Consider the following 19823-nt stretch of genomic DNA (forward strand, 5'->3'; position numbering starts at 1 on the left):
CTCGCGGGCAGCTGCCTTTGCGCAGCGCTCATTGCCGCGCCCCCTATTCGATCCTGGCCGGCCGCGCGTCGGCGGGTTGGGTGAAGGAGTCTTCCCACTGCGTCGCAAAACGGTCGTTCTTGTCGATGCGAATGCCGCCGGTGCCATCGGGGTTGAAACCGACATTGCGGGTAGCCGTGGCTCGCGGGGATTCGGGCTGGTTGTCCTTGTTGAGTTCCTTGAGCGCGGCGTCCTTGGCGGCCTTGACACGTTCCCGGGTGAAAGATTCCAGGTCGGCGTGGAAACTGCTGTCGCCGCCGCGGGTTTCCTGGTGCTCCTGCACCAGCTCCTCCGGAATTTCCCCCAGGAAGGCGGCACGCATGGCGCTGACCGTGGGCGGACGGCCGGCCTTGATGGAGGTGTAGGCAATGCCGCAATCCGACAGCAGTGTCTCCTTGAGCTGGCGGGTGGCCTTGCTCACATCACGCTTGCCGCGCAAATCCACGCAACCGACGACTTTGCCATCCAGGGTGCAGATGGTGAAAGTCGTGTAGACGCCATTGAGCAGCTCAAGCAGGCGTTCGGTTTTTTCCTTGTCTTTTTCCTTTTCCTTGTCTTTTTCCAGCGGAATGGTAAAGCGCAGCACCGGCAGCTTGACCATCACCGCGTGGTCGTGGAAAGTGCTTCGCAGCCATTTCCATACCTCGTATTCATCGTTGGTAACCACCCCGCGGGCACGCAGCGGCCATTTGTGGGGTATCCGCAGCTTCGCACTCGCGCTTTTGCGCAGCCAGGCGGCATACAGCAAAACACCTGCAAGCGCGCCCACGGCGACGCCCAGCAACGTCATCAGCCAGGAAATCAGGTTCAAGATGCAGTTCTCCTCTATCGATTGGGGATGCCGCCGAAGCCAGGCAGTGCGAACAGCGACCCCAGTGAGTCACAGAACGGACGCCCTGTCAATTCAGGCCAGCGTCCCGGTGCGTTATTAAAACAGGTTTTGCCGGTTTTCCAGGGGTTTCAGGCACAAAAAGAGCCTCCAGCCCAACCCCGCCGTGCGCAAGCAGCTATATTTTTCATAGCATCCGGATGGCGCCGCAAAACACTGCGGCCCTGCGGGTTGACGATGACCTTTGCCACGCAGGCCACGAATCGGTATGCTCGATTTTTTGCAGGAGCCCAACATGCCACGCAAGACCGCCCAGGATTTTGACCAGGAACTGCTGATTCTGTTTGATGCCTATGTCCACGGCACCATTGACAGGCGCGGGTTCCTGGAGCGCGCCCAGAAATTCGCCACCGCCGGCCTGACCGCGACAGCCCTGCTGGCCGCCCTCAGCCCCGATTTTGCCGCGGGGCAGCAAATTGCCCGGGATGACAAACGCATCAAGACCGACATGGTCAGCTATCCGTCGTCCGCCGGCTCAGGCACAGTCAAAGGCTATCTGGCCAGGCCTGCCAATGCCACGGGCAAACTGCCCGGCGTGCTTGTCATTCATGAAAACCGCGGCCTCAACCCGCATATTGAAGACATCACCCGCCGGCTGGCGCTGGACAACTTCATCGCCTTCGCACCCGACGCACTCACCCCCCTGGGCGGTTACCCCGGCGACGAAGACAAGGCGCGCGAGTTGTTCGCCAAACTGGACCAGCGAAAGTGCGTGGAGGATTTCGTGGCGGCCACCACCTGGCTCAAGAGCCGGGACGACTGCACCGGCAAGCTGGGAGTCGTCGGGTTCTGCTACGGCGGCGGCATGTCGCACACACTCACCACGCGCCTGCCGGAGCTCAGTGCGGCCGTTCCCTTCTACGGAAACCTGCCGGCAGCGGAAGATGCCGCCAAGGTCAAGACGCCGCTGCTGATCCATTTCGCCGCGGTGGATGAGCGCATCAATGCCGCATGGCCCGCCTACGAGGCGGCACTCAAGGCGGCAGGTGCGAACTACACCGCCCACCAGTACCCGGGCACGCAACACGGCTTCAACAACGACACCACGCCGCGTTATGACGCCGCCGCGGCCAAGCTGGCGTGGGAGCGCACCCTGGCGTTTTTTAACAAACAGCTCAGGGCCTAGAACCGGTCAGGCATCGCGGGCCCGCTGCCCGCCCATCCCTGCATCGTCCCCCGCGAAAACCCTGCCCGGAACGCGCCAGGCACGGCTTTTGCACGCGTTACCATTGGCTACTTTCGCTTTTCGGCCTCTCCGCGAGCCGGCGAGCGTTTCCCTCACTCAGATCCTCTGGACACAACCATGAACATTCTGCAAAAAATTGCCGCGACAGCCGGCTTGCTTACCTGTGCGCTGGGCGCAGCCCAGGCCCAAAACAGGGAGCTGGTCGTCGGCTCCAGCGCCACCTACCGTCCGTTTGCCTATGAAAGCCCGACCAAGGAAATTGTCGGCTATGACGTAGACATGATCAAAGCCATCGCCCAGAAATCCGGCCTGCAGATCAAGATCGTCAACACCCCCTGGACCGGCATCTTTGCTGCCCTCAACAATGGCGACGTGGATCTGGTCATCTCGGGCGTCACCATCAACGACAAGCGCAAGCAGTCCTACGACTTCACCGCCCCCTACTTCGAAGCCCGCCAGTTGATCGCCGTGCACAGCAACAGCACGGCCAAGAGCCTGAAAGACCTTGCCGGCAAAAAAATCGGCGTGGTCACCGGCAGCACCGGCGACGACATGGCCTCGCGCGAATTCGGCAAGACCAACCCCGACATTCGCCGCTTTGAAAGCACCCCGGTCGTGATCTCCGAGCTGGCCAACAACGGCCTGGACGCCGCCATCGGCGACAACGGCGTGATCGCCTTTCGCGCCCAGGAACACAAGCAGCTCAAGACCGTCAGCGACACGAGCTTTCCCAAGGAATATTTCGGCATCGTCGTGAAACAGGGCAACAAGGCGCTGCAGGACAAACTCAACGCAGGCCTGGCCGCCGTCAAGGCCGACGGCAGCTATGCCGCCATTTACAAGAAATGGTTCCAGGCCGACGCTCCCGCGTTGCCCGCCCAGTAACCACCAGGACACCTCCCTATGGAACACGTCCTCTGGTTCGGCTGGTTCCGGGCCGACATCATTGCCGAGTACAGCGTGCTGTTCTGGCGCGGCCTGCAGATGACCATCATGGTGACGCTGATCTGCATCGTGCAGGGCACCTTGCTGGGTCTGGCGGTCGGCATGGCGCGCGTGGCCGAATCGCGCCATTCACCCGCGCGCGCGATCTGCAAATACGCCCTGCGCTGGCCCTCTACCGTCTACGTCAGTTTTTTCCGCGGCACGCCGCTGTTCGTGCAGATCCTGCTGATCCACTTCGCCGTGTTGCCGCTGTTCATCAACCCGACTGACGGCCTGATCATCTCGGGTGAAACAGCGCGCGACATCAAGCAGAACTACGGTGCTTTCCTGTCCGGCATCGTGGCGCTCACGCTCAATGCCGGCGCCTACATTTCCGAGATCTTCCGCGCCGGCATCCAGTCCATCGACAAGGGCCAGGTGGAGGCCTCGCGTTCGCTGGGCATGTCGTTCCCGCGCACCATGTACCACGTCGTGCTGCCGCAGGCCTTCAGGCGCATGTTGCCGCCCCTGGGCAACAACGCGATCTCGCTGCTGAAAGACTCGTCGCTGATTTCGGCCATCGGCCTTGCCGAACTGGCCTACGCCGCGCGCACCGTCGCCGGCGCCTATTCACGCTACTGGGAGCCCTACCTCACCATCTCCCTCATGTACTGGGTGCTGACGCTGGGCCTGGCTTACCTTGTCAAGAAACTGGAGGCTCGTTATGGACGAGGTGATTCGCGTTAAGCGGCTGACCAAGCAGTTTGGCCACACGCCGGTGCTGCGCGGCATCGACTGCGCCATCAAGGCCACCGAAGTCGTCTGCGTCATCGGCCCCTCCGGCTCGGGCAAAAGCACTTTTTTGCGCTGCCTGAACGGGCTGGAAGACGCCAGCGGCGGCGAGGTGCTGGTGCACGGCGTGTCGGTGCACGAACCCAAAACCGACGTCGATGCCCTGCGCTCGGAAATTGGCATGGTGTTCCAGCGCTTCAATCTGTTCCCGCACAAAACCGTGCTGGAAAACATCACGCTGGCGCCGACCAAGGTGCGCAAGTTGACGGCACTTGAGGCGCGCAACCGCGCCAGCGAACTGCTGGTCAAGGTCGGGCTGCTCGACAAGATCGACGCCTACCCCAACCAGCTCTCCGGCGGGCAGCAACAGCGCGTGGCGATTGCCCGTGCGCTGGCCATGCAGCCGCGCATCATGCTGTTTGATGAACCCACCTCTGCGCTCGACCCCGAAATGGTCGGCGAAGTGCTGGCCGTCATGCAGGCCCTGGCCGAAGAAGGCATGACCATGGTGGTCGTTACCCACGAAATGGGTTTTGCCCGCCAGGTGGCCGACCGCGTGATGTTCATCGACGAAGGCCTGGTGATCGAAGAGGGCTCACCGGCGGAGATCTTTGACAACCCCAAGGAAGAGCGTACCCAGCGCTTTTTGAGCAAGGTGTTGTGAGACGGCGCGCGCCCGTTCCTGCGGGCGCGTGCTTCTTCCAGCAAGGTTCAGCCATCCAGAGAAGTCGCCATGCCTGCAACCCTCCGGGCCGTCCAGGCCGACATCACGAAGCTGCAGCTTGACGCCATCGTCAACGCAGCCAACTCGTCGCTGCTGGGCGGCGGCGGTGTCGACGGTGCCATTCATCGCGCTGCAGGGCCTGAACTGGTCCATGAATGCCGCCTGCTAGGTGGCTGTAAAACCGGTGAAGCCAAGGCAACCAAAGGCTACCGACTCCCGGCGAAGTTCATCATCCACACAGTGGGCCCGGTCTGGCGCGGCGGCAACAACGGCGAGCCAGAGTTGCTGGCCTCCTGCTACAGACGCTCCATGGAAATCGCGGCAGTCAAAGGCGTCACGTCGATGGCCTTCCCCAGCATCAGTACCGGCATTTACGGCTACCCGATTGAGTTGGCTGCCCAGGTCGCGGTGGCCAGCGTGCGACAGGCTCTGCAGCAACCCTCTTCCTTGGCGGAAGTGGTGTTCTGCTGCTTTTCGGCGGAAGACCTGACGGTCTACCAGCAGGTGCTGGGCAAGGCCGCTTGACCGCGGAGATTGACACATGCCCGAACTTCCCGGTCTTGTCCCGATCGCATTCACCATTTTTTCGTATGTTGTCTGCGTCAAACTGGCGGCCTGGCTTTATCGCCGTACGCAACTGAGCTGGAAACACGCATTCATTTTCGGTGTTGTCCTGTTCATGGTTCTGTTCGCCGTCGGTGCTGTTGTCAGGTCGCTGGGCGCCGGCTCGGACCCCATACGCCAATCTCTTGTGGACCTTGCCACCGGACTGGCGGCACAACTGGGTCTGGGTGCATGGTGGCTCGGCTCACGAGCCAGAACAAGGGCGGATGCACCCCTTGAATTGAAAGGCGGAGCCTTGCTCGCGCTGATGACCTATGGGCTGGTTTTTTTCTTCTCTCTTGCGGCAGCGATTGCACTACCCTTCTTTGCCAGCATGGCAGGCAACGCCGTTTAAGTTCAGTACCCCGGCACCTTCAACACCCGCGCCAGGTAATCAAAAAACACGCAGTACAGCGCAATCGGCAGCGGCAGGCCCAGCAGGGTCCCTAATAGGTAGTCACGAAACTTCACGCCCGACATTGCCAGCGCATAGTTCAGCGCCGGTACGGTCTGCAGCAGCATGCGCAGCACCACGATGCTCGCCACCGGCCGCGCGTCCAGCTGAGCCAGTGTGCGTTGAGCCCACCGACCCTTGATCTGCCGCAAAGCATCCCCGCCCATCAGGCGAATCAGCCAGAAGGTAAAGGCACATGAGATCACGGCCGCGAGGTAAGTTGCCAGGCCACCCCACATCTCGCCGAGTGCCAGCACAGCCGCGGCCAGAAAAATCCAGCCAGGGATCTGGATCAGGTTGCCCAGCGCAAACAGCGCGATAAAAATCAGCAAGCCGCTGACTTCGTTGTCCAGGAATTTCTGGTGCAAGAAGACCAGGCTGAAGTTGTCGCGCAAACCGGAAAGCTGGAACACCGCCAGCAGCAGTCCCAGAAACGCGACTACGGCGATCAGTCGTTTGTAGCGGTGCATCTTGACTCTATTGCGGGTTTGGGCAGGGACACCGGCCGATTCTAGGCGGCGGCCAATCCAGAGGCATGCAGGCATGCTCCCCGCCCTTTTGCAAATAAATGCAACCAGCTTGTAAGAAGCGCTTGGCCAGTCCGACCAAACAGCAACACGCAGCAAGACTGCGGCGGAAATCCCGGCAGTCCATTGGAACACCGGGCGTTGCGGCCAGCACAAGAGGAGCATTTCATGAACACGTCCCGGCAGATCATCCACCCCGGCTGGTTGCGCGCCATGCACTGGCTCAATGCGCTGGCCGTGGTCGTGCTGATGATGAGCGGCTGGCGCATCTACAACGCCACGGCCTTCCTCGGTTTTGCCATTCCCAAAGATCTCACGCTGGGCGGCTGGCTGGGCGGCGCACTGCAATGGCACTTTGCGGCCATGTGGCTGCTGTTCTTTAACGGCCTGCTCTATCTGGCGTTCAACATCGTCACACGCAGGCTCTTTCACAAATTCTTTCCGCTTTCACCCAGGGCGCTGGTCGCCGACCTGCTCGCTGCCCTCAAGGGCAAGCTGGCCCATGCCGACCCCAGCCACTACAACACCGTGCAGCGCCTGGCCTATCTCTTCGTCATGGTGGACAGTGTCCTGCTCGTCGTTTCCGGCCTGGTGCTCTGGAAGTCTGTGCAGTTTCCGCTCCTGCGCGAACTGATGGGGGGTTACGAAGGTGCGCGCCTGGTTCACTTTTTCGCCATGGCCGCGCTGGCCGCATTCGTCGCGGTCCACCTGGTGATGGTGGCGCTGGTGCCGCGCACCCTCGTCTATATGGTTCGCGGCCGCTGACTCGCCGAACTGCCCAACCGCCGCAAAGCCGCAAGGATTACCCATGATCATCAAACCCCCTCCCCGTATGGACATCGACAGCGCCGCCGTGCTGGATGAAGCCGTTGCACGCATTGCCCACACCCGCAAGCTCGGCACGGCGCGCCGCGATTTTCTACGCACCTCGCTCACGCTGGGTGGCCTTTCCATGCTGACCGGCTGCATGCTGGACGACAGCGAAAGCGTCAACACCGCTCTCAGCAAGATCTCGCGCATCAACGACGAGGTGCAGGGCTTGCTGTTTGACCCCAACCGCCTGGCGCCGACCTATCCCGAATCCATGATCACCCGGCCTTTCCCCTTTAACGCCTACTACGGCGAGGACGAAATCCGGGAAATCGAAGAAAGCAGCTACCGGCTGGAAGTCACGGGCATGGTGTCCGACAGGCGCAAATGGGCGTTGCCCGAGTTGCGCGCCATGGCACAAGTGGACCAGGTCACCCGCCACATCTGCGTGGAAGGCTGGAGCGCGATCGGCAAATGGGGCGGCGTGCACTTCGGCAGTTTCCTGCGTCATGTGGGCGCCGACCTGAGCGCGAAGTACGTCGGCTTCAAATGCGCCGACGACTACTTCACCAGCATCGACATGCCCACCGCGCTACACCCGCAAACCCTGCTGGCGCTGACTTACGACGGCCAGCCGCTGCCGCCCAAATACGGCTTCCCGATGAAGCTGCGCATGCCCACCAAGCTGGGCTACAAGAACCCCAAACACATCCAGGCGATTTTTGTCACCAACACCTACCCTGGAGGCTACTGGGAAGACCAGGGCTACAACTGGTTCGGAGGTAGCTGAGCGCCGCTCAGAGACCCTGCAACGCGGGCAATCATTTAACGATTGCCTTTTTTCAACAATCCATTCATTCACTACCACTCAAGGACAACACCATGAACAAATTGACTGCAACCCTCCTGTCTGCCTGCATGCTCTTCGCCGGCGGCAGCGCCATGGCGCAAGACGCGATGAAAAAGGACGCCATGGGCAAAGACGCCATGGCCAAAGACGGCATGAAGAAGGATGCGATGAAAAAAGATGCCATGGCCAAGGACCCGATGGCGAAAGATGCCATGGGTAAAGATGCCATGGCGAAGGACGGCATGAAGAAGGACGACAAGATGGCCATGGCCAAAAAAGACAAGATGAAAAAAGACCACATGGCCAAGGACGCCATGGGCAAGGACGAGATGAAAAAGTAAGGCCACTGCGCGCCGCGCCGCTTGCGGCCGGCCCGCTATGTCCCGTCTGGGGCCGGCACAACCGGCTTGAGCCATAGCGCCGCGGCATCAGCGGGCGCCATGCGCCGCAGGTTCACGTCCTGCCAGATGACTGCTGCGACCTCTTCAAGCTGGTCAGGCCCGACGGTGTGCCATCGCTGGTGCAGCCTTTCAGCGCAGCGGGCAATCCATTCGGGTGGGGTGTTTGTGTCCATGGGTAAATCATAGTTGAAGACTGTATATATGTACAGTACCATTGTTCTTCAAAGTGATTCCATAGAACAACCCAACCCAGAGACTGATATGCAGCTTCTACATGACCCGCCCACCAGGCCACCCTTCACCCCTGTCACCCTGGCCACGCCAGTCACTCCGGTCACCCGGCCACCACAGGGCCGCACCTCTGCAAACTGGCCGTTTTACGTACAAGCCCCGAAGCAGCTCTCAAGCGATGTCAGGGCAAACGCCTTGCGCGTCCTGGAAACCTCGGCGCGCTATTTTTTCAGCGCGCCTAGTGCGCGATAGTGCCCTTACCGCCCTGCTCCAGATCACCAGGCCGCAAAAACTTTTACACGGCAACCCGCAAGGCAGTGCTTCAAATTTGCTATGTTTTTGATAGCTGCTTGCGCCCGTCCCTGTTGGCCAAACACCCGATTTACTTCGGAGATTTGAGAGCCGCCGGCAAGCCTCAGATACCTGGCCCGTCAGAACGCCATGGACGCCTGCAGCCACAGCGTGGGCCGCTTGGCCGACGAGGCCGGGATGGAAGTCGGCAGTCCGCCGTCGGTGCGCCAGGCCAGCGAAGAACGCAGCTGCACACCCGCCAGGCTGGCATTCAGGCCAAAGCCCGCGCCGGCCAGCTGGCGGCTGTTGGAGGCCGCCGCGCCGAAAGGGTTGCGGTTGATGGTGACCTTGCCCCAGTCATAGAACACGGTGGCCTGCACATTGGTCATCAGGGTGTGGCGCAACTCGACTGTGCCGCGATAGCCCTCGTCGCCGCCAGCCTCACCCTGCGGATAGGCGCGCACCCCGTTGACGCCGCCCAATGAGAACTTCTCGGATGAATCCAGGTTTTTGCTGGCCAGTTGGCCCGTCACTGACACGGCCAGGAAGGTGCTGTCGGTAAAGCGCTGCAAGCGACTGGCGCCATAAGAAACACGGGTGTAGCTGCCATTGGACTGTGCCGAGGCCGCGTCAATGGCCAATGCGGTGGGCGAGTTGATGCGCAGGTTGCCCATCGCTACCGACAGGTCCAGGCCGGTGATGCCCCCGCCGCCCAGGGCATCCTGCAGGTTGCCTGAAAGGCCAAAGGTGGTGACCAGGACTTTCTTGGGTGTGAAGGTAGAGGTCGCGTCTACATAGTCTTTGAGCTGCTTGTCTTCCACCGACACTGTGCCGTTCAGGTTTTTAAGCTGGCTGCGGATGAAGGGGTAAGCGGCAAACAGGCTGGCAGAGGTGGCCGTGCCATGGGCCTGCAGGGTTTCAAACTCCTGGCCCAGCTTGTAGCGGGTGTCGAAGTAGGCGGCGCCTACCTTGAGGCCGTCGCTGCCCACAGGCAACTGGTAGGCCAATCGCGTGAAGCTGAGGTTGCGGCCGCTGGTCAGTGCATTGACGGTGAGCTGGTCACCGATCTTCAGCGGGCTGACGAGGTTGAACGTACCGGCCACGCGGTATTCGCCGGTGTAGCGGCTGCCGTAGTTGTCGACCACGACATTGCCGCTGTAGGGCTTGGCCGGGTTGACCTCAATCAGCAGCTCGGACGTCCCCACGCTGGCGCCGGGCTGCAGCGTGGCGCGCGAGGTGCTGACGCCGGGCGTGTCCTGCAGCAGCAACAGGCCGCGGTCAATCTGGTCGGACTTGATGACGTCGCCGTCCTTGACCTGGCCAAGGTAGGCCTGCGCGCGCTCGTCACTCAGCAGCGACTGGTTGTTGATCTTGTGGCTGGAGATGCGGCCTTCGATCACGCTGATGGTGACAGCGCCATCGGTGATGTCCTGCGCGGGCAAATAAGCGCGGGCCACGGCAAAACCCTGGCTGCGGTAGTAGGCGGTGATGCGGCGGGCGGCGGCGTTCAGCTGGCTCAGCGACCGCTCGGCACCGACGAGGCCAGCCACCAGGGGTTGCAGCTGCGCACTGGGGATCTCCTGATTCCCGGTGATGGTGATGGACTTGACGAGCACCCTCGCCTCGCCTTTCTGGCTGAGGTCGGCTGACTCTTCGATGCGCTGCAGCGGAACGCTCTGTGGCGGCGGCAAGGCGGGCGCCTGCTGCAGGTCGCGCAGCACCTGGCCGGCGTCAGGGACTGGGGCAGTCTGCGCCCAGGCGCCGGTATGCAAAGCTACCAACAGGGCGGAAGCCAGCGCGGAAAGGGGTAACGAATTCTGTTTCATTTTTTCGCTCTACTTTTCTTAATGCTCATCCAACACAAGCAACTGCTCCTTCATGGCAGCTGACCATCCATATACCCCATCGCCCCCCCCCCCGGGCCATGGCTTCGATGCCCCGGGCGACATCCTGCAATTGTGTGTACCCGACTCTCATGCAGCCATACTGCGGATGCAGTACGTCCAGCGTGACCGCTCCGGCAATGTCGCAGAGACAGCTCATCCTGTATGTCCCCATTTTTAGGGACATGAAACCAATCGTAACTATATCTGCCGGTTTTGCCTGTAGCACAAATGCGCTATGAGGCCCACCCTAATCCGTCGCCCAACGGCGCCCCAATTGATGTAAGCGCTCAGCCCAACCAGGGATTCCCTGCAGGCTCCGAAATGGCCAGGCCGCGCGTCCAGCTTGCCATCGTTGGGGGACGACTTGGCTTTCGCGGAGTCATTGCTACATTTTTAATAGCTGCTTGCGCCCGCCCATAAATGGCTACAGCCCGACCGAGCTAATGAAGAGCCATGAAAATGGTTTATTCACAAGTGGCACGGCTAACGCTTTTGGGCATCAATAAACCGCAGCTGACGATACTGACCAGCGAGTTCGACAGCCTGGCGTTGCCGCTGTCACCGCTGTTGCCGTTACTGCCGTTGCCATTCCCGCCCGCCTCATCGTCGCGGTTGTCGGGCTCAATGAAGCTGGCGGGGCCGCTGTTGACCGTCTCGCGGCTGGTTTGGTAGACGGTTTGCAGCGCGATCCTGTACTGCACTGTGTCTGGCGTGCCGGGCGTAGTACTGCCTTTACTGGCAGTCACCAAAGGCAAGCCAGTGGCCAGCAAGGTAACCACACCCGTGCAGGCTGCCTGCGCAGAGTCTCACCGCAGGCCCACCAGGGCCTCGCCTACCCCGCCTCCTCCCCAAGCTGCCGCCTATTCGCCTCTGTCCTGGCGGGCTGCCTCTGCGGCGGCATTCAACGCCTTCATGCGCGCGCCATCATCCAGTATGTTGAACGGATCGTCGTCCACCGCGCTCGATATGCTGCCTGTGCCATCTCCATTGGCGCTATCGGCGCCACCCGTGACGCCACCCATGGCATTGCCCGTGCCGGCAATGGCGTTGAGCGCGGTCACATAAGGCCCATCCAGCGCTGCCGTCACGCCGAAAAGGGATGCAGGCAAAGGCGGCGTACCGGTCATCGTCAGCGTGCCGTTGGTATAGACGACGTTGTAACCCAGGGCCGATGCCAGCGTGCCCTGCGTGATGGCATGTGTGGGGCTGGTCGTGGCAGCGCCTGTGGGCGCCGACAGCGCACCGTTCAGCGCAGTTGCCGCGGTGTCGCCCGCCACCAGGCCCGTGCCCACGGTGTATGTAAGAGCCGGGTCGGCCCCGCCGTACGCCTTGCTCTGGTTGTCACCGCTTACGTTGAGCGTCGGCACAACGCTGTAGACAAAGCGGTTGCCGGTGAGAGAAGTCATTGACGCATCGGTGGGCGCGTTGGCCGCATAGGTGCGGCCAAAGGCGTTGCCTGTGGAAACCATGCCGCCCAGGTTACTGGCAACAGGACTGGTCGAATAGACGAGGAAGCGGCCCGCGCCTGGGTTGAGCGCACCGCCGCCGGCGTTGTTCACAAAGTTGCGCCCGGCGGCCAGCACCAGCGAGTCATTGGCCGCGCTGCCGGAGGTGACGCTGTTGTTCAAGGTGAGGTCGCTGGCCGCCCCTGTGGTGCGCACCAGCACCTTGCCGGTGCCCGTCAGGCCTGCCGTGTTGACGGTGCCCACCGTCAACGCACCGGCCTGCGCGTAGGCCACATCGCCTGTGTTGCCGGCCAGCGTCGTGACCGCATTGCCTGCATTGTTGAGGGTGTGCGTGCCCGTGCCCAGCAGCTCCAGGCCGGTGGCCGTGATGCCCGCGGTTTGTGTGCTGGTACCGGCGGTGCTCAGCGTGAGTTCGCTGGCCGTCAGCGCGCCGTTGATGGCGATGTTGCCACCGGTCGTGATCAGCTTGAACTTGTCCTGCGCATTGCCGAAGGCGTTGTCGACCGTGATGCCGGCCGCGGATGACACGCTGACTGTCTGCGCAGACCCGGCGTTAGTGCTGATGGCGAGATTGCTGGTACTCAGCGCATTGGCGGCAGTGAGGCTGATGTCGCCCGCAGCGCCAGGTTCTGTGGTCGCCAGCGTTTGCAGGCCGGTCACATTGGTGCCCAGCGTGATGCTTTCCCGTGCGGTCGCGTTAAGCGTGGTGCTGGTGATGTTGTTGGCCGCGCCATTGGCGTCAAGGATGGCTCCGAGCGAGGAGCTGAGAGTGACCGAGCTGCCGGACACCGTCTTGACCGCCAGGGCGAAGGCAGCGGTGACGTTCACCGCGCCCGTTGCACTGACGTTTTCCAGGGTGCCGCCGTTGGCCAGGTCCAGGTTGACCTGTGAACCGGCGCCGCTCGCCACCGCAACGACCGGGCCGGTCGTGTAAATGGTGATGGGGCGGGCGGTGCTGGCGCCTATGCTGCCGTTGCCCGCCTCCAGGTAGACCGAGCCACCCGAGAGGGGATTGATGTTGGTCTGGACAGTTTGCGTACTGATGCCGCCCGTGGCCACCATGCTGAAGCCGGCGGTGCCCGCAGTCGTACCCGTGGCGTTGCTCAAAAAAGGCATGTAGGAGCCCACCATCAAGATATTGCCCGTGTTGGCGATATCGACGCGGCCGGCGCTGTTGAAGCTGCCCTGGAAGCTGGCGGTGGCGGCGGTGTTGCGAAGGGTGATGTCGCCCGATGTACTGTTGTGAAGTCTGCCGAAATTCTGGATCTGGTTGCCTGCGTTGGCCAGCGTCATGCCCCCGAAACTGGTGGCCTGCAAGGTGTTCGCGACGATGGCCTGGGTTTGCGACAGCGCGCCGCGGCTTAGCAGCGCAACAAGACCGGTGCCGGACTGGGTGATGCCGGCCGTTCCGTCCACCGTCCCCACCGACAAGGCAGAGTAGGAGCTAACCTCGAAATTGTTCGTTCCGTAGGCGCGACCGCTGACCTGGCTGATCTGGTTGAGTGAGTTGTCCAGGATGACGGTTTGTGCATCGGCCTTCAGGTTGGCAACCGTGAATGCCGCTGTTTGCGAGATGCCCGAACCTGCAGCGTTGCTGTTTATCAGGCTCAAGCTGGGTGCGCTGGCCAGGTTGATCGCGCCGCCGGTGTTGCCGATGACTATGCCGCCTGTATTGGAAGTGCTGCCGATCGCGATCACCGACGCGGTGATCCGGTTAAGCTCGGCGTTGCTCAGGTTCATGGCGGCGGTTTCTGATGCGCCGCCGAGTGTGATCGGCTGGTTGGCGCTGAAGATGTCCGTGTTGACCAGCACCTTGCCCGCGCCCGCGTTGACGGCGGAGCCGATGTTGATGCGGTCGCCCAGCAGCGTGATCGCACCGCCTCCGCTGGTGATGCTGGCGCCGTCGATGTTCAGGGCGTAGCTGCCGGCCGGCGCAATTGCACCCGTAGGAAAATTCATTCCGCGCAGCGTCATGGCCGCCGTGTTGGAGTTGATGCTGCCGCCGGTCAGGCTCACGGCATGACCCCCGCCCATAGAGCTTGTCCCACCGAGGTTGCCGATCATGGTGATCTCGCCGGTCGAGTTGATGCTGCCGCCCACCATGGAGATGCCGGTAATGTTCGCCGTTCCCCCGTTCGAACTACTGAACAAACCCGTACTGTTAAAACCAAGCCTGCCCGCGACGATGTCTGCGCCGGCATCGATGAGGACGCCGGAGCCGCTGATCCCGGCAGCATTTAACGAGGACGATCCGTCCAGCGTGATGCTGCGCAAGGTGCCGGACTGCACTTTTCCTCTTGCTATCAGGCCCTTGACCTCGGTGGCGGCACTACTGACACCGGCCCGGCCGGTAGCGGTGATATAGCCGCCGGTGCTGGATACCTCCGAGCCGGTGCCGAGTTCCACGCCGGCAGTACCTGCCAGGGAAAACAACCCTGTACGCCCGGTGATGTCGATATTGCCCGCACCTGTGATCCTGGCCAGAGAATCCAGCCGTACGCCGCGGGCCACCTGAGCGATGACCCCGGTCATGCCTACGTCACCGGCGATGGTGACGGTGCCGGTGCCGCCGGTCACGCTGGAATTGGTGACGACCACGCCGCCCGAAGAGCCGCCCGTGGCGCTGCCACCGCCATTCACCAGTCTGCCGGTGATGTTTATCGTTCCGCCCCCGCTGACGCCGATGTTGGTTTGCGTGGCGCCTTCATTGACGAGCTCGAGCGCGTGGTGGCTCGTCCTGGCACCCGACGCTTCGACGGTGATGTTTCCGGTGCTTGCCACGCTGGTGCCCGCCAGCTTCACGGCGCTATCGGCGCTGTTGATGTTGGCATTGCCGCTGGTAAGCGTGGAGCGGTCCAACAGCACGCCATACTGCGACTGGTCTGTCGTGGTGCCGTTGATGGTGAGGGCGCCGGTGCCGGCGTTCAGGGTGCTTTGGGACACCCGCACGCCCGAACTCCCGGCCTGGCCCGCGCCGGTCAGCGTGATCGCGCCTCCGCTGGTCTGCAGGACCGTGTTGCTGATATCCAGCGCGCCGGCGGAGTTGAGATTGATCGTGCCGGCGCCGCCGGTCGCGGAGATGGCGGAGGTCTTGATAGCCTGGGTGGCCGCCGCTGTGGTCACGCTCGCCGAGCCCCCGCCGGAAACCTTGAACGCCAGGCCGGCGCCGTGCGTGCTGCCCGTGAGGTCGATGCCGGTACCGGTGGGACCGGTGGTTCTGATGGTGAGATTGAGGCCACTGAGGAGCTCTACATCGGCATTGCCGAAAGTGCCCGTGACGTTGATCGAATCCGTGGCCTCAATAACCACGTCGGAACCCATCGCTTCAATCGTGTCCTCGTAAATGGTGTCGGCGGCCCCGCCTGTGCCGCCCGCGATGGTCATCGTGGCCGGGTCGAGCAGCCAGGTGCCGGTCTTGCCTCGCGGCGCCAGCGTGTTCACCCTGAAGCCCGGCAGGATTTTGAAGTGCGCGGCGCTTGTCTCGATAAAGCCGCCGTCACCGCCATCCGGGGCGCTGGCATCCAGCGTACCGCCCATGTTGACCATGCCGTGCTCCATATCGCCGATCAGCATGATGCGGCCGGCCTTGTTGGCAATCGTCTTCGCTTCAATGACGCCGGTGTTGTTGACGGTGCCCGTGGTGAGACTGTCGAGCGCTTTCGCGCCCAGCAGCACCTGGCCGCCGTCGGCCTTGATGAGCTGTTTGTTCTCGGCCAGTGCGTTGATCGCGCCCTGATCGATGCTGTAGCCGAGCAGGCTCCCGTTGTCCAGGTTCAAGGTGACTTTGTTGCCCGCAGCCAGAAGCGCCGTGCCAAGGCTTGCGGTCATCACGCCTTCGTTGCGCACTTCCGGTGCCAGCAACGCCAGGTAGCCGCCGGGAGCCGCCGTCAAGGTGCCCTGGTTGACCACAGAGCCGCTGCTGCCGTTGCTGCTGAAGACGTGGTTCCCCGCCATGAAGTCGGCATTGCTCATGCTCAAGGTAGAAGCCACCAGTCCGCCGACGTTGACCTGTGAGCCGGCACCAAACAACACCCCGTTGGGATTAAGAATGAAGACCTGGCCATTGGCAGTCAGGCTGCCGAGCAGCTCGCTGGGGCTGGCGCCGGTGATGCGGTTCAGTGCAATCGCTGAGGCATTGGGCTGGTTGAATCGCAGCGCCTCGTTGGCCGCAGTAGACAAACTGGTCCAGTCGATGGCCAGGCGCTGGCTGGCCTGGTTGATGGTGGTGGTGTTGCCTAGCGTGGAGACACTGCCGCTACCCGCCGACACACTGGCATTGGCTGCATCGGCCGCATGCGCTTCATGTGTGAGCACCGCCAGGGAGGTAAGCAACACCAGCGCCGCGCGGCAGGCCGTATTGAGCCTGAAGTCCGCGCCACCGCCATCGACGCCATGGCCTCCTTCCGCCTGCACGTCATCCCACTGCACGCTGCCGCGCGCCGAGCCACCCTTGCTTCTGCCCTTGGCATTTTCCGCCACGGCCACCCACAGATTCAGGGCGGTGTTCCAGACAAGGCGGTAAATACGGTTCATGCTGGCGTGACTTTTCATGGAGGCTTTCGTTGGCGGGTGGAACTTGCAGCGAGCCAGGTTGCCCGCCAATCAGTCGGGCCAGCGCCCCGGATGTTGTGGAACGCCTTGCCCGACTGGCCGTCATCGTACGAATCACGAAAGCCGCTGTCTGTAGCGCATATGCGCTACGCCAGATACCTTCAGGGGCCCCGTTCTAGAGACGAGATCGGGTTGCAGACCAATAAAAATGGGCGCGAACAGCTATCAAAAATATAGCAAACCGGTCGGCCGGGTGGCATGATGATCGGCACCGGCGGGCAGCGAACAGGCCCTGCCGGTGACCAGACACCCGTTACCGGCCTGCACGTAGAACAAACGAGCTACACAAATAGCGAGTCGTGCGCCCGAAACCGTCGCAAAATGTCTGCCTGATGAATGCACCTTCCGCTGAACAAGACCTGCCCGTGATCCATGTCGCCATCGTCGAGGACGATCCGGGCTTTCGCGGAGCGCTGAGTCGCGTGGTGCAGGGCGCTTCTGACATGCGCCTGGTGGGCGCGGCGGGCACCCGTGCCGAAGGCTTGCAGATGCTGAAGCAGCCGCCGGCCGATGTGCTGCTGGTTGATTTGGGCCTGCCCGATGGCTCGGGCATTGACGTGATCCGCGCGGCTTCCCGACAGTGGCCGGCCTGCAGCATCATGGTGAGCACCAATTTTGGCGACGAGACGCATGTGATGCAGTCGATCGAGTCCGGCGCTGCCGGCTACCTGCTGAAAGACAGCTCACCGCTGAAGATGGCGGCCGAGATCCGCAGCCTGGCCAGCGGCGGCAGCCCGATCAGCCCCATCATCGCCCGGCAGGTGCTGGCACGCTTTCGCCGCAGCACCGCAGCTGGCGCCGGCACGACGCCCGCCGATATCGACGCGTCATCGCTGCTGTCGGCACGTGAAAAAGAAGTGCTGGACTACATCACCAAAGGCTTCACTGCGGTGGAAATCGCCAGGTTGATGGAGTTGTCGCACTTCACGGTGCGCACTTTTGTGCGGCGCATCTACAGCAAACTCAAGGTTACCTCCAAGGCTGAAGCGATCTACGAAGCCAGGAACCAGGGCATTTTGGCGCAGTAGTTGCCCGCGCGAATGCCTTTTCATCACCACCGCCTCCTGCGTTTTTCGCCCCGCATAGCCGTAGCGCTGCTGGCAGCGGCTGCGGTGCTGACGGGTCTTGTCGCCTGTGACTCTGCGGGCACCCGCGCGGGTGGCTCCCCCAACGCAGCGGCCCTGCATCTCACCCAGGCTGACTGGCAGGTGCAAACCGATGCGGGCTTCACCTCGCCACCGCTCACTCTCGACGGCCAAATCCTGCTGGACCGCTGGCAACCCGTTACGCTGCCGCATGCCCTGCCCATAGCGTTGCTGGGACAGGCCCGGGCTGCAGCATCCGCCGGCGTGGCCCCCGTCACACGCACCAGCTGGTTTCGACTGACCGTGCCGCAGGCCCCGGCATCGTCCACGCCACTGGCGCTGTATGCGGCCCGCGTGCGCACCGACGGCACCCTCGCGGTCTATGCCGACGGTCATCTGGTACACACCGCTCAGCAGCAAGGCCCGTTATGGAACAGCCCGCACACGCCGATGTGGGTGCTGCTGGAGAAATCACCGGACGGCCGGCTGCCGCACGAGATCACACTGCGCATCGAGCACACGGCTGCGACGCAGGTGGCGCTGTCATCACTGTGGCTGGGCCCGGTGGATGCCATCAGCTGGCGCTACCACGGCCGCCAATGGCTGCAGCAGGAATTGCCGGGCATGTTCAGCTCGGCTTTCCTCGCGGTCGGCATCTTCGCCTTGCTGGTGTGGTTGCGGCGCCGGCATGAGCCGGGCTATCTGCTGTTTTTTGTGCTGGCGGCCATGTCCTTCATGCGGGGCCTGCATTTTTATGTGAGCTTCCCGATTGCCAACGACTGGTTTGCCTGGTTCACCGTCAACTCGCTGTTCTGGCTGGTCACGGTGGTGCACTTTTCAATCGGCCTGCTGCACCGGCGCCAGCAACTGTGGCTGACGCGGGCACTGATCACCGCGTCCGTGCTGATGGCCCTGCTGACCCTGCCCCTGTGGTCGGCCCTGCCCAACACGCCGAGGACCACACCAGTGCTGTATGTGGTGGCCGCACTGATGGGCGTGAGCGTCAGCGTGGCGGGCGTCATCAACGCCTGGGGGCGCTCTCGCAGCGCCATGGTGGTGGCCATCGGGACGGTGCTGGCCACGCTCTTTAGCGCGACCGACTGGCTGGTACAGAACAATTTCATCAGCCCCGAAAACTGGTATCTGGGCCCGCATACCAACGCGATCACCTTCAGCGTCTTCGGTTATGTGATGTACCGCCGTTACACCGGCGCCATTGCGGAAGTCGAGCAGGTCAACGCCAGCCTGGCCGAGCGCCTGCGGGCACGCGAAGCCGAACTTGAAGCCAGCCACCGCAGCCTGCGCGAGATTGCCCAGCAGCAGATGCTGAGCGATGAACGCCAGCGCATGATGCAGGACATGCACGACGGCTTGGGCTCGACGCTGATCAGCGCCATCCGCTCCATCGAAGGCGGCGGCATGAGCGACGAACGCGTGACGCAGACCCTCAAGGACTGTATGGACGACCTGAAGCTCGCCATCGACTCGATGGAGCCGGTGGAGGCCGACCTGTTGCTGCTGCTGGCCACACTGCGTTTCCGGCTCGAACCCCGGCTGGAAGGCACCGGCGTCACGCTGCTGTGGGAAGTGCAGGTACTCCCCACGCTGGACTGGCTGAACCCTTCCAGCGCGCTGCACATCCTGCGCATCATCCAGGAAAGCGTGGCCAACATCCTGCGCCATACGCATGCGACCGAGATCCGCTTTAGCACTGCCATCGAAGGCGCCGGGGTGCAGGTCATCATCGAAGACAACGGCCAGGGCTTTGATGTCGACCAAGCCTTTGGCGACGCCGCGGGGAAAGGCCTGCAAAACCAGCGGCGCCGCGCGCAAACCATTGACGGCACGGTCAACTGGCAATCGGGACCGGCGGGCACGCGCTTTACCTTGTGGCTTCCATTGGCCCCCACAGTCACTCACTCCGTGTAGTTCCTTGCCCCCCCCGAGGGAGCCGCCCGCCTGTGGCCCGGCAAAGCCGGTTCCACGGCTCATGCTGGTTGAAGAGTTCTGGGCGCATAAACGGGGGTCGCGGGACTGGCTTTGCCAGACCGCAG

Annotated in this window: 17 protein-coding genes; 11 read left to right on the forward strand and 6 right to left on the reverse strand. The window is 62.6% G+C overall.

From position 1 onward, the window contains the following. Window positions 1-43: 43 nt before the first annotated feature. Window positions 44-850, reverse strand: coding sequence for a DUF2726 domain-containing protein (locus AC1D1J_RS03520; RefSeq protein ID WP_477671902.1), 807 nt, complete (start codon window positions 848-850; stop codon window positions 44-46). A 313-nt stretch (window positions 851-1163) separates the two neighbouring features. On the opposite strand from AC1D1J_RS03520, the gene AC1D1J_RS03525 reads away from it, so the two are divergent. From AC1D1J_RS03525 to AC1D1J_RS03550, 6 genes are all read left to right on the forward strand, one after another. Further along, the gene (locus tag AC1D1J_RS03525) at window positions 1164-2054 is read left to right on the forward strand and encodes a dienelactone hydrolase family protein (RefSeq protein WP_477685571.1); all 891 of its coding nucleotides are present in this window, start codon (window positions 1164-1166) and stop codon (window positions 2052-2054) included. A gap of 177 nt (window positions 2055-2231) precedes the next feature. Further along, entirely contained in the window at window positions 2232-2999 is a 768-nt protein-coding gene (locus tag AC1D1J_RS03530) for a basic amino acid ABC transporter substrate-binding protein (RefSeq protein WP_477693904.1), read from the forward strand. Between the two features lie 18 nt (window positions 3000-3017). Further along, window positions 3018-3785, forward strand: a complete 768-nt coding sequence (locus AC1D1J_RS03535) for an amino acid ABC transporter permease (protein WP_457280527.1) — start codon at window positions 3018-3020, stop codon at window positions 3783-3785. Further along, entirely contained in the window at window positions 3763-4494 is a 732-nt protein-coding gene (locus AC1D1J_RS03540; RefSeq protein WP_477685569.1) for an amino acid ABC transporter ATP-binding protein, read from the forward strand. The genes AC1D1J_RS03535 and AC1D1J_RS03540 overlap by 23 nt, the downstream gene beginning before the upstream one ends. Before the next feature lie 69 nt (window positions 4495-4563). Further along, window positions 4564-5079 (forward strand): O-acetyl-ADP-ribose deacetylase, encoded by a 516-nt coding sequence (locus tag AC1D1J_RS03545; protein ID WP_477685568.1) that lies wholly within the window; start codon window positions 4564-4566, stop codon window positions 5077-5079. Between the two features lie 16 nt (window positions 5080-5095). After that, window positions 5096-5512 carry a hypothetical protein gene (locus AC1D1J_RS03550; protein WP_477685567.1) on the forward strand — a complete coding sequence of 139 codons (417 nt, stop codon included), beginning with the start codon at window positions 5096-5098 and terminating at the stop codon, window positions 5510-5512. Between the two features lie 2 nt (window positions 5513-5514). On the opposite strand, the gene AC1D1J_RS03555 is transcribed toward AC1D1J_RS03550, so the two are convergent. Further along, window positions 5515-6081: a VTT domain-containing protein gene (locus AC1D1J_RS03555; protein ID WP_477685566.1), complete on the reverse strand. Its 567-nt coding sequence runs from the start codon at window positions 6079-6081 to the stop codon at window positions 5515-5517. Window positions 6082-6306: 225 nt separating this feature from the next. On the opposite strand from AC1D1J_RS03555, the gene AC1D1J_RS03560 reads away from it, so the two are divergent. From AC1D1J_RS03560 to AC1D1J_RS03570, 3 genes are all read left to right on the forward strand, one after another. After that, window positions 6307-6903 carry a cytochrome b/b6 domain-containing protein gene (locus AC1D1J_RS03560; RefSeq protein ID WP_477693905.1) on the forward strand — a complete coding sequence of 199 codons (597 nt, stop codon included), beginning with the start codon at window positions 6307-6309 and terminating at the stop codon, window positions 6901-6903. A gap of 43 nt (window positions 6904-6946) precedes the next feature. Further along, the gene (locus AC1D1J_RS03565) at window positions 6947-7738 is read left to right on the forward strand and encodes a molybdopterin-dependent oxidoreductase (RefSeq protein ID WP_477685564.1); all 792 of its coding nucleotides are present in this window, start codon (window positions 6947-6949) and stop codon (window positions 7736-7738) included. Between the two features lie 92 nt (window positions 7739-7830). Further along, window positions 7831-8139 carry a pentapeptide MXKDX repeat protein gene (locus AC1D1J_RS03570; protein WP_477685563.1) on the forward strand — a complete coding sequence of 103 codons (309 nt, stop codon included), beginning with the start codon at window positions 7831-7833 and terminating at the stop codon, window positions 8137-8139. A gap of 35 nt (window positions 8140-8174) precedes the next feature. Here AC1D1J_RS03570 and AC1D1J_RS03575 read toward each other — a convergent pair whose 3' ends face one another. From AC1D1J_RS03575 to AC1D1J_RS03590, 4 genes are all read right to left on the reverse strand, one after another. Further along, on the reverse strand, window positions 8175-8372 hold the full coding sequence (locus AC1D1J_RS03575) for a hypothetical protein (RefSeq protein ID WP_477665830.1): 198 nt from the start codon (window positions 8370-8372) through the stop codon (window positions 8175-8177). 489 nt (window positions 8373-8861) lie between these two features. Beyond that, the gene (locus AC1D1J_RS03580) at window positions 8862-10547 is read right to left on the reverse strand and encodes a ShlB/FhaC/HecB family hemolysin secretion/activation protein (RefSeq protein ID WP_477693906.1); all 1686 of its coding nucleotides are present in this window, start codon (window positions 10545-10547) and stop codon (window positions 8862-8864) included. Between the two features lie 524 nt (window positions 10548-11071). Further along, window positions 11072-11353, reverse strand: coding sequence for a hypothetical protein (locus AC1D1J_RS03585; protein WP_477693907.1), 282 nt, complete (start codon window positions 11351-11353; stop codon window positions 11072-11074). Window positions 11354-11467: 114 nt separating this feature from the next. Further along, complete coding sequence (locus AC1D1J_RS03590; RefSeq protein WP_477693908.1) at window positions 11468-16624, reverse strand: two-partner secretion domain-containing protein; 5157 nt, start codon at window positions 16622-16624, stop codon at window positions 11468-11470. Between the two features lie 392 nt (window positions 16625-17016). Here AC1D1J_RS03590 and AC1D1J_RS03595 point away from each other — a divergent pair, with 392 nt between their 5' ends. Together AC1D1J_RS03595 and AC1D1J_RS03600 are read left to right on the forward strand one after the other, a co-directional pair. Further along, window positions 17017-17712, forward strand: coding sequence for a response regulator (locus AC1D1J_RS03595; protein ID WP_477659127.1), 696 nt, complete (start codon window positions 17017-17019; stop codon window positions 17710-17712). Between the two features lie 12 nt (window positions 17713-17724). Further along, entirely contained in the window at window positions 17725-19698 is a 1974-nt protein-coding gene (locus tag AC1D1J_RS03600; protein WP_477693909.1) for a sensor histidine kinase, read from the forward strand. Window positions 19699-19823 lie beyond the last annotated feature (125 nt).

Source organism: Polaromonas sp. P1_F8 (genome assembly GCF_056405635.1).